This window comes from Streptomyces atratus (assembly GCF_014648655.1).
Taxonomy (GTDB): Bacteria; Actinomycetota; Actinomycetes; order Streptomycetales; family Streptomycetaceae; genus Streptomyces; species Streptomyces atratus.
The window spans coordinates 56,405-71,662 of the sequence record NZ_BMRN01000017.1 but is presented as its reverse complement, the minus strand read 5'-3'; the positions used below and the strand labels follow the sequence as shown (position 1 = coordinate 71,662).

11 protein-coding genes and 1 pseudogene are annotated in these 15,258 nt (G+C 69.9%); 3 read left to right on the top strand and 9 right to left on the bottom strand.

Annotated features, from left to right (window positions below):
- Positions 1-204: 204 nt before the first annotated feature.
- From IEZ15_RS25230 to IEZ15_RS25220, 3 genes are read right to left on the bottom strand one after another with little or no spacing between them, the layout of a single operon-like run.
- Complete coding sequence (locus IEZ15_RS25230; protein ID WP_189279483.1) at positions 205-732, bottom strand: copper chaperone PCu(A)C; 528 nt, start codon at positions 730-732, stop codon at positions 205-207.
- Positions 729-3,026, bottom strand: coding sequence for a heavy metal translocating P-type ATPase (locus IEZ15_RS25225; RefSeq protein ID WP_189279482.1), 2,298 nt, complete (start codon positions 3,024-3,026; stop codon positions 729-731). The genes IEZ15_RS25230 and IEZ15_RS25225 overlap by 4 nt, the downstream gene beginning before the upstream one ends.
- Entirely contained in the window at positions 3,023-3,184 is a 162-nt protein-coding gene (locus tag IEZ15_RS25220; RefSeq protein ID WP_229846102.1) for a hypothetical protein, read from the bottom strand. Before IEZ15_RS25220 ends, IEZ15_RS25225 begins: the two co-directional genes overlap by 4 nt.
- A gap of 484 nt (positions 3,185-3,668) precedes the next feature.
- Between IEZ15_RS25220 and IEZ15_RS25215 the strand changes: the two genes are divergently transcribed.
- Complete coding sequence (locus IEZ15_RS25215) at positions 3,669-4,952, top strand: NAD(P)/FAD-dependent oxidoreductase (protein WP_189279480.1); 1,284 nt, start codon at positions 3,669-3,671, stop codon at positions 4,950-4,952.
- 144 nt (positions 4,953-5,096) lie between these two features.
- Positions 5,097-5,294 (top strand): annotated as a pseudogene (locus IEZ15_RS25210) (IS630 family transposase); the annotation flags it as partial.
- A gap of 457 nt (positions 5,295-5,751) precedes the next feature.
- On the opposite strand, the gene IEZ15_RS25205 reads toward IEZ15_RS25210, so the two are convergent.
- A complete protein-coding gene (locus IEZ15_RS25205; protein ID WP_157986987.1) occupies positions 5,752-6,912 on the bottom strand; it encodes a cytochrome P450 in 1,161 nt (386 codons plus the stop codon).
- 143 nt (positions 6,913-7,055) lie between these two features.
- On the opposite strand from IEZ15_RS25205, the gene IEZ15_RS25200 reads away from it, so the two are divergent.
- Positions 7,056-9,182, top strand: coding sequence for an amino acid adenylation domain-containing protein (locus IEZ15_RS25200; RefSeq protein ID WP_189279479.1), 2,127 nt, complete (start codon positions 7,056-7,058; stop codon positions 9,180-9,182).
- Here IEZ15_RS25200 and IEZ15_RS25195 read toward each other — a convergent pair.
- From IEZ15_RS25195 to IEZ15_RS25175, 5 genes are read right to left on the bottom strand one after another with little or no spacing between them, the layout of a single operon-like run.
- Positions 9,166-9,411 carry an acyl carrier protein gene (locus IEZ15_RS25195; protein WP_189279478.1) on the bottom strand — a complete coding sequence of 82 codons (246 nt, stop codon included), beginning with the start codon at positions 9,409-9,411 and terminating at the stop codon, positions 9,166-9,168. The genes IEZ15_RS25200 and IEZ15_RS25195 overlap by 17 nt on opposite strands.
- The gene (locus IEZ15_RS25190) at positions 9,411-10,124 is read right to left on the bottom strand and encodes a hypothetical protein (RefSeq protein WP_189279477.1); all 714 of its coding nucleotides are present in this window, start codon (positions 10,122-10,124) and stop codon (positions 9,411-9,413) included. The genes IEZ15_RS25195 and IEZ15_RS25190 overlap by 1 nt, the downstream gene beginning before the upstream one ends.
- Positions 10,124-12,808: a condensation domain-containing protein gene (locus tag IEZ15_RS25185; protein ID WP_189279476.1), complete on the bottom strand. Its 2,685-nt coding sequence runs from the start codon at positions 12,806-12,808 to the stop codon at positions 10,124-10,126. The genes IEZ15_RS25190 and IEZ15_RS25185 overlap by 1 nt, the downstream gene beginning before the upstream one ends.
- Entirely contained in the window at positions 12,805-13,068 is a 264-nt protein-coding gene (locus IEZ15_RS25180) for a phosphopantetheine-binding protein (RefSeq protein WP_189279475.1), read from the bottom strand. Before IEZ15_RS25180 ends, IEZ15_RS25185 begins: the two co-directional genes overlap by 4 nt.
- Entirely contained in the window at positions 13,065-15,248 is a 2,184-nt protein-coding gene (locus IEZ15_RS25175; protein ID WP_189279474.1) for an AMP-binding protein, read from the bottom strand. Before IEZ15_RS25175 ends, IEZ15_RS25180 begins: the two co-directional genes overlap by 4 nt.
- Positions 15,249-15,258 lie beyond the last annotated feature (10 nt).

Sequence of the window (15,258 nt, the reverse complement as noted above, 5' to 3'; positions counted from 1 at the left end):
ACACATTCAGTTCCCAGGAGACGAATTCCGTCCGCGGACATACCGGCGAACAGCCGATGCGCCCTGCACGGCCGGCAGCCGAGGGCAACGGGACCGCGTGCGCGCCGCTCCGCCGGGCTCCCGCACGTTGCTCGTCCACGAGGACGCCAAGAACGGCAAGCCGGACTCCGTTGTTGCGGGTGAAGTGCCTGGTCCGAGGATGATTCAGCCACCTGGACGGACCACGACCGCCAGGGCCTCGACCGGGTCGCTGTGGCGGAAGTGCAGGACGAAGGGGAGCACGTCGCCCACTTGCCGGCGGTCCTTCACTTTCACCATCACGTCCACCGTGCTTGCCGACATGGCCAGGGTCTCTCCAGCCGGCAGACCGACTGAACTGACCATGCTCATGGAGCCTGCACCGCTGTCGTGACGTACGTGCCGACTGAGCATGGCGCTGTCTACGGCTGCGGAAGTGACAGAGACCAGCCGGTCGTCGGCTCCGCCGCTGTTGGTGATCCGGAAGAACGCTGCGGTGTCCACGTTGCCGTTGTAGGGCAGGAAGACGCGCCCGTCGCTGATCTCCAGGCGCGGCGGGGCCCCGGCGGCCCCCGATGCGGTCCAAGCGGTCAGTCCGCCCAGGGCCACCGAGAAGGCTGCCAAGGGGGCGACCACGGCGAGCAGCCCGTCGTGCAGGCGACGGCGCGTCGGAATCCAGCCTTCGGCCGCGGTCCGTCGGGCGGGGGCCGTCATAGCGGCATCCTTCCTCGGCGGAGCGAACGTCGCGACGCGGGGTGACGCGCGGGCGACGGCTGCCAGGCACGCAGGCGCAGGCTGTTGCCGACCACCAGGAGTGAACTGACGGACATGGCTGCGGCAGCGAACATCGGGTTGAGCCATCCGACCGCGGCCAGTGGCAAGGTGACCGCGTTGTACCCGAACGCCCACATCAGATTGATGCGGATCGTCCCCAGAGTGCGACGCGCCAGGCGGACGGCGTCGGTGACTGCCTCGATGCCACCGCGGACCAGCGTCACATCTGCGGCGCCGATGGCCACATCCGTTCCGGTGCCCATGGCGATTCCGATATCGGCGCCGGCCAGGGCGGCGGCGTCGTTCACACCGTCACCGATCACGGCGACGCGGCGGCCCTCACGTTTCAATCGCCGTATCAGATCCGCTTTGCTCTCGGGACTGCATCGGGCGTGCACGTGAATGATGCCGAGTTCGCCGGCTACGGCGTGGGCGGTGGCCTCGTGGTCGCCGGTGGCCAGAATCGGTTCCACTCCCAGGCGCCTGAGCTTGTGCACGGCCCGGTAGCTTCCCGGCCGCAGCACATCCCCGACCGCGATGAGAGCCTCGTCGACGCCGTCCACGCGCACCAGGACCGGAGTGTGCGCGGCCGCTTCGGCTGCGGCCAAGGCCCGCGCCAGAGTCTCTGGAAGGTCACCCTGCGCGGCGCGCACCTCCACCTGACGGCCCTCGACACAACCCGTCATACCCACCCCGGGTGTTGCCCTGAAGTCGGAGACGTCCGGCAGGGGGCGCTCGGGCAGTGCGCGTTGCGCGTATTCGGTGACCGCTCGCCCCACCGGGTGCTCCGATCCCTGCTCGGCCGCACCTGCCAGCCGCAGCACGGACTCCCGTCCGATTCCCCCCGTCACTACGGTGATGTGGGAGACGGCCATGTGCCCGGTGGTGAGAGTGCCGGTCTTGTCCAGGACGACCGTGTCGATGTGGCGCAGCGTCTCCAGGGCCCGCGGCCCGTTCACCAGAACCCCGAGCTGAGCACCTCGGCCGGTGGCGGCGAGCAAGGCAGCCGGGGTGGCCAGCCCCAGCGCGCAAGGACAGGCGACGACCAGGATCGCCACGCACGCGGTGATGGCCGCCTGCGGGTCTGCTCCGGCACCGAGCCAGAAGCCGAGGACGGTGACGGCCAGTGCCAATACGGCGGGTACGAAAGCTCCTGCCACCAGGTCCGCCAGACGCTGAGCGCGGGTCTTCCCCGCCTGAGCTTCGGTGACCATGCGCGTGATCCGGGCAAGCCGGGTGTCCGCGCCGACTGCTGTGGCACGAACGAGCAGCATGCCGCCGGAGTTGACAGCGGCCCCGACGACGCTCTGGCCCGGGCCGACTTCGGCCGGGTCGCTTTCCCCGGTGACCAGAGACAGATCAAGAGCGGAGCGGCCGGAGACCACCACACCGTCGGTGGCGACCCGTTCCCCGGGCCGGACGACGAACTCCTGCCCGACGAGGAGCTGTTCGACAGGAATCCTTCGCTCCTGACCGCTGTCCCGTACGGTCACGTCCTTGGCGGCCAGTCCGGCCAGCGAGCGCAGCGCCTCACCTGTACCGTGCCGGGCCCGCGCTTCGAGGAACCGGCCGGTGAGGACGAACAGCGGAACCGCGACAGCGGCTTCCAGATAGACGTGCGCAATGCCTCCGCCGGCGGAGGGAAGCAGAGTGAACGGCATGCGCATGTCCCTGGCGCCCGCTCCGCCGAGGAACAGGGCGTACACCGACCAGGCGAAAGATGAGATGACGCCGAGAGAGACCAGCGTGTCCATGGTGGCCGATGAGTGCCGCAGCCCGCGCAGTGCGCGCAGGTGGAAGGGCCAGGCACTCCACAGGATCACCGGAGCGGACAGCGTGAAGCACAGCCACTGCCAGTTGCGGAACTGCAGGGAGGGCACCATTGAAAGCACGATCACCGGGACGGCGAGCAGCGCGGTGATCACGAGCCGGTTGCGTTCCGTCGCGGCCTCGTCCTGTGCCCGATCCGACTGACCGACTGTTTGCCGGGGTTCGGGTGCCGAGGGGCGTTCGGCTGTGTAGCCCGCGCGTTGGACGACGGCTACGAGATCGTCCGCTGTGACCTCAGGGGGGTGGTTCACCCTCGCCTGACCGGTGGCGAGGTTCACCATGGCGGTCACCCCGCCGAGCTTGGCCAGGCGCTTCTCGACCCGATTCACACAGGCCGCGCAGGTCATGCCACCGACGATCAGGTCGGTGGTCGTGAGCGTGCCCTCCGACCGTACTGTCGTCATCCTTCACCACCCGAGTGCATGTCACCCATGCCACCGCCGTGCGGATCCGTCTGGCCGCCGCCACTGCCACCCGTATTGGTGGAGTGCATCCCAGGTGCGACCGGGCCGACGACAGTACCGATCTTGTACGAGACGGCGAACATTGCCAGAAGCAGCACCAGAAAGCCGATCAACCCAGGGGCCGGCACCCACCGGGGGAGACCCTCGACGTTGCGTAGGAATGGTTGCTGTACTTTCATCGCCGCTCCAGATACGGGCACGCGCTGATGGCACAGCGCGGGGACGGAGAATCGCCAGGGGCCCGGCGGTCGGTGCCGCTTGCCCACGGCTCTCATGCTGGCACTGACAGATGGCCGGCAATCCCCATATAGGGGCCTGTTCACGCGTGACTCTTCTCGCGGCATTTCGCTGGAACTCAGCCCATGGTTGCTACGACTTCCTCCATCAGGGAAATGATCTGGACATCGAGACGTCGTGCGGGAGTGCCTGCCGCCGGCCTGGTCGAACGCACGGAGGAGGCCACCGCAGCCTGATCACACATCACCCGATCCACAACTCTTGACAACTGTCCATGTACCTGACAGCAGTGGCACTGCACCACTTCCACGCACTGCACCACACCTCGAAGGGGGCGATCAGCGCATGACCAGGCCTGAGAGCGCGGGATACGACTACGACGTCGTCATCAGCGGAGCCGGCCTCGCCGGCAGTGCCGCGGCGATCTTGCTCGCTCGACGCGGTGTCCGCGTCGCACTGCTGGAACGCCGCTCGGACCCCGAAGCGTACAAGGTGCTTTGCACCCACTCCCTCCAGGCCAGCGCCTACCCGGTGCTGGACGAACTCGGCCTCATCCCCGCGCTCGAGAAGGCGGGAGCCGTCCGCAACGAGGCCCGCTGGTACACGCGCTGGGGATGGATCGAGCCGAGGGCAGCGCCGGAGGGCCCCGCGCTGCCGTACGCGTACAACATTCGGCGCAGCACCCTCGACCCGTTGATCAGGTCCCATGCGGCAAAGACCCCTGGCGTCGATCTGCTCCTCGGTCATCATGTGACCGGGCTGGTCCGGGAAGCCGGGCGAACCCTGGGGGTGCGCGCGTCGACACCACAGGGCGAGCGCGAGATCCGGGCCCGCCTGGTGGTCGGCGCCGATGGCAAGGACTCGGCCGTGGCGAAGTTCGCCGGGGTGCCTGCTCGGCTGTACGAGAACGCGCGGTTCGGCTATCTCGCGCACTTCCGCAATCTTCCGTTGCACGGCGGGACCGGTCTCGCCTGGTTCCTCGAGCCCGACATGGCGTACGCGTTTCCGAACGACGACGGGGTGACGGTCATCGCGGTGCTCCCGGACAAGAAGCGGCTGCCGGCCTTCCGGGAAGACCTGGAGGGCAGCTTCTTCGAGTTCGTTCGCGCCCTGCCCGAGGCACCGCCCATCGACTCCGCCGAGCGCATCACGAAGATCACCGGAACTGTCAACCATCCGCTTCACAGCCGCAAGCCGACCGCACCTGGCGTCGCGTTGATCGGTGACGCCGCCCTGACCGGCGATCCCCTGTGGGGAGTGGGATGCGGGTGGGCTCTGCAGTCCGCGCAATGGTTGGCGGAGGCGGTCGCCTCGGCCGCAACCGGTCGGGGCGACCTCGACAGGTCGCTCGTGATGTACGCACGCAGGCACCGGCGCCGGCTGCGCGGTCACCAGTACCTGGCCGCCGACTTCGCCAAGGCCCGTCCGTTCAATCCCTTGGAGCGGCTGATGTTCTCGGCGGCAGCGCGAGATGAATCGGTGGCGCGGCACATGCATCTGTTTGCGTCCCGACTGATCGGTCCGCTGCGATTCTTGAACCCCTTGGCGCTGGCCAAGGCTTCGGCCGTCAACATCAAGCATCGCGGGGCGACTGAGCCAACCGCGTACCTGTCACACCCAGGGTCATGACCGGCTGCCCTCCCACTCCACTCGCTGGCGGAAGCTTCCGCAGAAAGCGTTACGCGCGACGCGCACGCACCGCCTCCGCAGCCGGCTTCGGTAAGTCCCACCTGTCCGCCGTACTCATCGAGGGCCACAGCACCTGCACTTCACCCGACCAGGTCGTCCTGGTTGAACCTCGTCGAGCGATGGTTCGCCGAGCTGACCAACAAGCAGATACGGCGAGTCGTCCACAGACCCGTCGAAGCCCTGGAGAAGGACATCCGCATCTGGATCGCCGCCTGGAACACCGACCCGAAACCATACGTTTGGACGAAGTCCGCCGATGAAATCCTCGAACGCCTCGCCAGCTGTCTCGACGCCGGTGACACGGTGACCTGCGGTCGCCAGAGCACGGGCGACGGGAACCCCGCTTCCGTACCCCAGATCCAGCACCGCGCCGCCAACCGGGATACGACCGGACAGTTCGCTGAGCCAGGGCTGGTACAGCGTCTCGGCGGCGTACGCCTGGGCATGGCGAAGAGGGAGCGCGTCGTGCCCGCGCCGGACCAGTTCTTTGGGATCTTCAATGTTCACGCCGGTGCACTTTGGCCGCCCACGGTGAGAGGCCGCGAACGGTTCTCCCGCCGCCTCATTACCTGCCCGGCGCAGATCCGGGAACTTCTCCTGGGACACCGACGATGTACGTGAGACGGGATCTCAGCGACTTCCGGGGCATCGGATACGAGCTTGTCGGCTATGGATCTCCCGGGTGTTGGGGTCGGGTGGGGTGACCGTGGCAGGGGTGGTCGGTGGGTGTCCGGGCCGGTCAGGTGGGGGTGACTGTTACGGGGAGGGAGTTCAGGCCGTTGACGACCCAGGTGGAGTTCCAGCCGGCCGGGTTCGTGAGTGCCAGTGATGTGTCGGCGCTGATCAGGTTTTCCAGCAGTGCCCGTAGCATGACGCGGACCAGGGCTGCGCCGAGGCAGAAGTGCATGCCGGCGCCGAGGGTCAGGTGTGGGTTCGGGTGGCGGTCCAGGACCAGGTCGTCGGGGTCTTTGAAGACGGTCCGGTCGCGGTTGGCCGAGGCGGTCCATACGGCCAGCGCGTCACCTGCGTGGATCTGTGTGCCGGCGAGTTCGGTGTCGGTCACGGCGGTGCGCATCACGTGGGTGACCGGTGCGGTCCAGCGGAGCAGTTCTTCGATGGCGGAGTCGATGCTGATCTGCCCGTTGCGTAGTGCCGCCCAGACTGCCGGGCGTTCCAGTAGCGCCAGCAGGCTGCCGCTCGCGGAGTGCCGGGCTGTTTGACTCGCGGCGACCACGATGTTGTCGCACGTCAGGACGATCTCTTCGTCCGTCAGGGGCAGTCCGCCCGCGCGGGCGGACAGGAGCGCGCCGAGGAGGTCTTTGCCGGGCCCGTCGCGCCGCGTGCCGAGCGCGTTCAAGTAGTACATCATCACGTCGTGGTGCCCGCCGACCGCTTCGTCTTCCGCGGCGTCCAGGGCTCGGCTGGTCGCGTCCGAGATCAACGCAATGTCCTCGGGGGGAATCCCCAGGAGCTCGGCCTGTACGGCGAGCGGGAACTTTGCGGCCACGTCGGTGACGAAGTCGCCGCCGCCGCGCCGGCGTAGATCCGACAGCAGTGAACCCGCCACCTGCTGTGCGAGCGCCGCGAGCTTTTCCACGGCCCGCGGGGTGAACAGCCGGGCCACGGCACGGCGTAGTTCGGTGTGGCGCGGCGGATCCGCGAGGACCGGCATCTTCCCGGCGCCGGGGTACGGCGCGGAGTTGTCGTCCTCACGCAGCGTCGTTCCGCGGGTGGAGGTGAAGGTCTTCCACTCGGTCAGCACCCGGTGGCTCGCTTCGTGCCCGACCACGGCCCAGAACTCCGAGCCCGTTGCCGCTACTTGGTGGTGCACGGGGCCGATCTCGCGCATGGCACGCCAGATCTCGTACGGGTTCCCATCCACGTACAGTGCCGAATCCAACAGGTCGACCGTCGACGACACAGACAAGAACGCCCCCGCCCCTCGATTGCCCAGCGGCCCCTATCGCAGCAGGTGCCGCCGTGATTGTCCAGCCCGTGCGGGCCCGTTGACTTGCCGCGAAGTCACCAAGGATCATGTGCGGTGTGACACAAGCTCTGCGGCGAGAACACGCGCAATTCTGGCACGAAGTCCTGGCCGCCGGCCCGACGCGCTTCTTTGCCGCACACCCCGGTGACGACCAGCGCCACGAGCTGCGCCAAGCTTTGCCGGACGGGCTGTTGGCCGCGGCGACCGGCCGTCCTCACGGCCTGCACCTGCTGATCGCCGGCGCCGTGGTCGCGTTGCTGCACCGCTACACACACGCGGAGTCGGTCACCATCGGCCAGGGCGCCCCGATCGGCGGCGGCGTCGACGGCACCGGCCCCGACGCCCTGATTCCGGTACGCTGCGCCGTCTTTGGCACCGACACGTTCACCGACGTCGTGAACCGGCTGCGGACGGCCGTCTTCGACTCCTACGCCCACCAGAACTTCGATGTGGGCGTGTTGCGGCACGGCGCGCCCTACCAGGTCGCGGTCCGCGTCGAGGGGTTGCACGTCGAACCGGACCCGGAACACGTGCCGCTGCTACTGGATGTGGCGGCGACAGGCGAACTGACGGCCCGCGCCGCCGGTATCGGCAAGGATGTCGTGGCTCGTCTGCTGCGCCACCTCACCACGCTGCTGGACCAGGTGTTGTCCTGTCCCGGCCTCGTGCTCGACGAGGTGGACCTGCTCACCGAGGCGGACATCCGCCTGTGGGAGCGGTGCAACGACACGGCACGGCCGATCGGCCCCCACCGGACCGTGCCGGCGATGTTCGCCCACGCGGTCGCCACGCGCCCGGACGCGCGGGCGCTGCTGTCACCTGACGGTGTCCTCACCTACCGCGAACTGGACGAGCGCACCGACTCGCTGGCGGCGGCGATCCTGGAGCGAGGCGCCGGCCGGGTGGCAGTCATCGCCGAGCGCTCGCCCGGGCTGGTCATCGCGATTCTGGCCGTGCTGAAGGCCGGCGCGGCGTATGTGCCGATCGACCCGTCGCTGCCCGCCGAACGGATCGACTTCGTGCTGCGGGACAGCGGCGCGTCCATGGTGCTGCGAGGGGACACGGAGGTGCCCAGCCGGCCGCTGCCCGCGGTCACCGTCCGCCCGGAGGATCCGGCCTACGTCATCTACACCTCGGGATCGACGGGCGAGCCCAAGGGCGTCGTCGTCGAGCACCGGTCCGTGGCGAACCTGCTCGTCGGCACCCAGCGTGCGTACCCGCTCGGCCCCGACGACGTGATCCTGCACAAGACGTCGATCTCCTTCGACGCGTCGGTGTGGGAGCTGTTCGGGTGGCTGGCCGGAGGCGGCGCTCTGGCGCTGCTCCCGCCCGGCGCCGAACGCGACCCGGATGCCGTCATCGACGCCGTCGAGCGGTACGAGGTCACCGCCATGGACCTCGTCCCGCAGATGCTGGGCGCCTTGGCGGACGTGGTCGTGGCGCGGAACGCCATCGACCGGATGCGCACGCTGCGGCTGGTCTCGAGCGGAAGCGACGAACTCACCCCGGACCATGTGCGACGGTTCCGCCGGGCGTTGCGGCAGACCCGGCTCGTCAACTTCTACGGCCCCACCGAGGCGACGGTGCAGGTCACGCACTTCGCCGTCGGCGACGTCGCCGGTGAGCGGGTGCCGATCGGCGGACCACTCGACAACACGCGGCTGCATGTCGTGGACCGTCTGCTCAGGCCACAGGCGGCCGGTGTGCCCGGCGAGCTGTGCGTCGCGGGGGACTCACTGGCCCGCGGCTACCTGAATCGTCCTGACCTCACCGCGGAACGCTTCGTGCCCGCGCCATTCCTCGGCGAGGCAAGGGTTTACCGCACCGGCGACCTGTGTCGTCGCCTCGACGACGGGACGCTGGAGTTCCTCGGCCGGATCGACCAGCAGGTCAAGGTGAGGGGCTACCGGGTCGAGCCGGGCGAGATCGAGCATCAGCTGCGGGCCTGCCCGGGAGTGGATGACGCGATCGTCGTCGCCACCGGCGGGTCCACGCGGGACCGGAGGCTGGTGGCGTACGTGACCGGCGCGCAGCCGCCGCACTCCGATGACGTGTTGCGGCGGCTGCGAGAGGTGCTGCCCGCGTACATGGTTCCCGCCGCCGTGCACCGGCTGGCGGCCTTCCCGGTGACGGTCAGCGGGAAGGTCGACCGCGCGCGCCTGGCGGCTAGCGCTGCGGGCTGAGGCCCGTCTCCTTCTCCAGCGCCGCGACGAAGTCGCCGAACCGGGGGTTGTCGAACAGCACCTTCACCGGCGTCGGCTTGTCGTAGCGGTCGTTGAGCATCGCGATGATGCGCAGCGCGGCGAACGAGTGCCCGCCCTCGTCGAAGAAGTCGGTGTCGTCGCCGACATCCGCCCCGAGTACCTCTCGCCAGATCTCCTCGATCGTGGCACGCAGTCCTTCGCCGGTCATCAGTGTGGCCTCCTCGTTGTCGCGGAGAGGAACGACAGAACGACGTTCCTGGCCGACTCGTGGGCTGTGAGCCCGGCCCGGTCGCTGTCGATGCGTATCGTGGTCAGCTCCCCTTCGGGGAGCCAGTCGCGGTGGTCGGGGTGGTCGCGGGAGAGGATCTGGAGCATCGGCCCGACCGGCTCCCGCGGTAGCGGGCCCTGTGCCGCCAGCAGGTAGGCGAGGTACGCCACATGCTGTCGGACGAAGTGCGCGACCGGTTCGGCGATCGCGTCATCGCCCAGCCCCTGCGCCCGAAGAGCCGTCTCCGTACGCTGTGTCAGGTCCTCGTGCACGGCCTTCAGGAACAGGTCCGGCTCATCGGGCAGTTCGCCGACCGGCACCGCCTGCTCGCTGCTCCCCGGCACCTGGTCCCTCGCGATGGTGTAGGCCCGGGCGACATCGGCGGCGGTGGCCGGCATCGGATCGAAGAAGACCAGGGCCCGTGGGCGTTCCAACCGGTGCGCGAGGTGGACCGCGAGTGCCGACGCGGCGCAGTAGGCCAGGACCGGACCGGGGAAGCCGTCGAGCCGTGCCGCGTACGCGGGACCGGTGACCTCGACGGGAAGCGGGTCGGTCAGCAGGGGAACCATGCCATCGAGACCCAGCGCGGTGACCGGGGCCTCCGGCCTGCGCCCCGGGTAGTCCAGGACCGCGACCATGCTTCGTACCTCCATCACGCGTCCACCAGTTCCGCCAGCGCCGCGGCTACGTCGTCGGCCAGAGCCGCACCGGTTTCGCAGGTCATGACATCCGCGCGCCATGTGGTGACCAGGTCCCAGCCGCCGTCGGCCACGGGGAACGCCTCGACCATCCAGCTGCGCGACGTCCGCGGTGGCCGGACCCGCACCGGACGCAGCGCGATGGGGCCGAACGAGACGGCGGGCGGTGGGTGCTGCAGCACCACCCACGCCTCGAACCACGGGTGCGCGCCGCGCTCGGCGCGCAGCTCGCGGACCACCTCGTCGAACGGCGTCCGTGCGTGTTCCAGCCCGTCGACGACCTGCCGGGCCGCCGCGGCCAGCACGGTCCCCGCCTCCCGTCGCAGACCGTGCAGGGGCACGGCGAACGGGTTGACGAGGTACCCGACCAGCTGGTCCATGGCGGGGTCGAACCGGCCCGCGGTCAGGGTGCCGACGCATACGTCGTCCGCGCCGAACCGGCGGGCGACGGCCATCGCGGTGCCCGCCGAGAGCGCGGCCAGCGCAGGACCGCCGCACCGGGCCGCCGCGGCCTCCAGCCGCCGCACCGTGGTGGCCTCGAGGCGGCGGACCGTCTCGTGGGCGGTTGCCTCGGCGTCGCCGCCCTTGTCCGCGGGCGGCAAGCAGGACGGCGGGCAGCAGGCGAGCGTCTCGCGCCAGTACGGGATGTCGTCGGCGGACCAGGACGCGAGGTCGCGCGCCTCCTGTCGGCCGAGCAGGGGATAGCCGGGTGCGGGCGGGAACCGTGGGACGCGACCCTCGGCACGCGCGACGTAGGCGTGTCGGAGGTCTTCGAGCAGTGGCAGTTCCGACGAGCCGTCGAAGGCGATGTGATGGAACTGCAGGCACAGCAGCGCGCGGTCCGGCGCGAGCCGGCACAGGCGGGCGCGGATCGGCAGCTCGCGATCGAGCCGGAACGGCGTGTCCCACAGATCCGCGGTGATGCGCTCGGCGATCTCCCGGACCGACAGCCGGCCCTTTGGCGGCGGCACGTCGGTCCACGGCACGGCCTTGTCGGCGAGCACGCGCTGAATGGGTTGACCGCGCTCCCAGACATAGACGGTGCGCAGGGCCTCGTGGCGGGCCACCACGTCGCCGAGCGCCGTGCGCAGCACGTCGGGACGCAGGGGACCGGTCAGCTCGTATGCCTCGATGACCAGGTTGTCCGCGCTGCCCGGCGCGTAGGCCTCCGCGAACAGGAACCGCTTCTGGGCGTGGGCCAAGGGGCGGTCCCGGGTGTCGTGGACCACCGGCGCGACCGATCCGGGTGCCGCGGTCGCGGCGTCGGCGAGGGCGCTCAGCCGCCGCTCCCGGTAGATGTCTGCGACGGTGACCTTCCTACGGCCGCGCACACTGAGCACGGTCGCGAGCCGCATGGCGTCCAGCGAGGTCATGCCCGCGTCGAGGAGGTCGTCATCCGGCGTCAGGGCGGTGACGCCCAAAAGGCTGCGGACCTCGGCGAGCAGGGAGTCCGGCTCGTGGGTGCGCAGCTTCTCGACCAGAGACGAGTAGCTCACCCGCAGCGTCGCCTCGGCGGGCAGGCTGGGCAGGTGCAGGTGGACCGATATTCCGGGCAGTTCGGGTCGCGGCTGCCCGTCATGCGTGGTGTACGCGCAGGCCAGCGCATCGTCGGCCGGGAAGACGACGCACTCGGCAATCCGGTGCTCCGCCTTCAACACGGTCTCGATCCGGTGGGGGTCGACCCACCGGTCACCGATTCGGAGCAGGTCGTCCCGGCGCCCCAGCACTCGGATCATGCCGTGCTCGTCCGCCCGGCCGATGTCGCCGGTCGCCACAGCGGCGACGGTCACCTCGCCGTCCTCGCCCAGCACGATCCGGTCGTCCGGTACCAGCGGGAGCGACTCGCCGTCTATGTCCTGCTGACGCACCACGCGGCTCACCAGGGCGGTCGCGGCGGACCCATAGACATGCCGCAGTCGCAGCTTTGGGTTCTTGCGCAGCACGGCGAGCATCGCCGACGAGTCGGGTGACGCGCCGGCGACCACCAGCCCACGCAAACCCTGCAAGGACTCCGGGTTATCGGCGAGTGTGTGGAACTGCGTCGTGGACAGTCGTATGTGGTCGGCGTCCGCGGGTGGGCCGAACACCACGCACCCGCCGTTGAGGAGCGCCGCCCACACTTCGTACGTGAAGTCCCAACTGCCCGGCACAGCCGCTTGCAGGAACCGGGGAGCAAGGGATTCGGCGTCGGTCAGGGCCGCCACGAGCTCCTGGTGGGAGACGGCCACGCCGTGGGGACGGGCACCGGGCAGGAAGACGAGGCACGCCGCGTCCGCGCTCCCGTCCGAACGGGACCGCAGAACCTCCACCCGGGCGTCGTCGTGGACCACGGCACGGACGGCCGCGCGATCGAGCACGTCCTCGGTGCACCACGACGGCCAGGCCGGGTCGAGCACGATCGTGGTGGCCTCCGCACGCAGGCAGCCGAGCAGAGCCACGACCAACTCCACGGACCGGTCCGACGCGACCGCGACCACGTCCCCGGACCCGATTCCCTCGTGCCGCAACGCGGTGGCGACCACCTCGGCCCGCTCCACCAGCTCGGCGTAGCCGATGCCGATGCCGTCGCGCAGTACGGCCGTGGCATCGGGGGTGCGACGTGCCCACTCGGCGACGACGAGATCGAGGCGATCCCTCATCGCTCTTCCACGAACTGCGCCACCCGGTCCGCGAAGTCACCCATTACCGGGTGGTCGATCAGCAGCTGGACGGTGATCTCCAGCCCCCACTCGCGGCGCACCTGAGCGGTGGCGAGCGCGGCCTGGAAGGAGTCGCCGCCGCCCGCGAAGAAGTCGTGGCCGGCCGTGGTGACCGGCACGCCGAGCGCGGCCGTCCAGATCTCGGCGATCCGCCGTTCGTACGGTTCGGTCAGCTCACCCGCCCTCGGCCCGGCCGTCATCGGTCACCGCCGGGGGAGAGGGTCTTGGCGACCGACTCGCGGTCGATCTTGCCGCTCAGTGTCCGCGGCAGGGCGCCGAGCACCGCCACCGACGCGGGCACCGACGCCGCGGGCAGGAGCTCGGCGAGCGTCGCGCGCAGGTCGCCGGGCTCCGGCCCGTCCGGGTTCAGGGTCACCGCGGCGCGGAGCTGGCGAGAGCCGGGAACCAGCTCCAAGGCCACGCAGACGGCGGTGGCGACGCCGGGCTGCTGCATCAGGCATGCCTCGACCTCCAGCAGATTCACCCGGACACCACGGATCTTGACGTCGTGGTCCAGCCGGCTGAGGAAGTACACGAGGCCGTCCTCGAGTCGCACCAGGTCGCCGGTACGGAAGGCCTTGGTGTGCCCGTGCGGGGTGCGGTCGACCGTCACGAAGCGTTCGGCGTTCAGCTCCGGCCGGTCGAGGTAGCCCAGCGACACCGGCGACCCCGCGACGAGCAGCTCGCCGAGGTACGGGTCGTCCGGGTCCGTGGGGTCCACCAGCAGTTCGCAGCCCGGCAGCGGCCTGCCGATGGGCGGGAGCAAGGGCCACTCGGCGGGGTCGGCCGGCAGCACGTACGAGCTGACCATCGCGGACTCGCTCTGCCCGTAGTGGTTGCCGAGCCTGGCCCCCGGGAGTGCCTTGAACAGCGCCTGGATCGGCGGCGTGCACAGCATCTGTTCCCCGGCCGTGTTCACCTCGACGAGCGACAGGCCGAGCTCGCCGTCCTGCGCCGACGCCGCCACCGCGAGCATATGGAGGGCGACGTAGGGCAGGAACAGGCGCTCGATGCGATTCCCGGCCAGCCAGTCCAGAAAGCGGAACGGGTCGCGCCGCAGCGTCTCGGGGACGATGACGAGCGTGCCGCCGCCGCACAGCGTGCCCAGGATCTCCTGGAAGCACACGTCGAAGTTGAGCGGCGCGAACTGCGCGGTCCGCAGGCCGGGACGCACGGAGTCGGTGCGCTGCCACGTCACCATGTTGTCCAGGCAACTGTGCTGGATCGTCACGCCCTTGGGCTGCCCGGTCGACCCCGAGGTGTAGATGACGTACACCGGCAGGTCCGGCCGGCAGGCGACCGGCTGGAAGCCGGAGACGTCGCCCGCGGACGGGCCCTCGATGGCATGGGTCGGGATGTCACCGGCGAACGACGGCCGGGGGCCGTCGTGCAGCAGAATGCCGGCGCCGCTGTCCTGCAGCATGAACGTGAGCCGGCTCGCCGGGTATGACGAGTCCAGCGGCACGTAAGTGGCGCCGACCGCGATGGTGGCGAGAAGGGCCGCCACGGTCCGCGCGCTGCGCTCGCCGGTGACCGCGACCCGGCTGCCGGGTCCGACGCCGTGACCGGTGAGCGTCGCGGCGAGGTCGGCGGTCCACGCCCACAGCTCCGCATAGGTCAGCTGTGTCGGCCCGTCGGCCAGGGCGAGCTCGTCGGACCGCTCGGCTGCCGTGCGGGCCAGGCCGTGCAGCAGGCACTCCGGTTTTGCGGCGCCACCCCACAGCGCAGGCCGTCCCGCCTTCTGCGGCCGCCCGATCTGTTGCATGTGGACTCCCAGTTCGCGACGGGTCCTGTCGCCGTCGGCGAGCATGCTGTTCGCGACCCGGTCGCGGATCGCGGGCTCCTTCTCCTGGCTGAGCTTGAACATCGCCTGCCCGGTGACCACGTCGAACCGGAAGGCGCCGACCCCGTCCACGATGCTCCGGAAGTACTCCACCGACGGCTCGGACTCCCAGCCCCGGCCGAACCGCTGCTCGAACAGCTCGGCCGTGCGCCGGACGACCTCCAGCGTCTCCTCGCGGTCGGTCAGTGGCACCAGGTCACCGGTCAGCTCGACGGTAACGAAGTTCCAGGTGGGTGCGGCGACCGGAGTGTCGTACAGGGCCGGCGTGACGTAGCTGGTGGGACCCGTGAACATGAGGGTCGCGGGGGCTCCGCCCGCCAGCGCGCGCCAGTGCGGGTTGGCCCGGTTGAGGTGGCCGAACAGCGAGAACCCGGTCAACGAATCCGGCTGCTCGGCTCCCGGCTCGTGGATGATCGGCAGATGGGTGGTGTACGGGGTGGTCGGCCCGTTGCTCACCAGCATGGCCAGGGGGTGCTGCCGGATGACCTCGTGCACCAGGCCCGCATCAGTGATCCGGTACATCGGTGGTACGAACACTGTCTCTCCG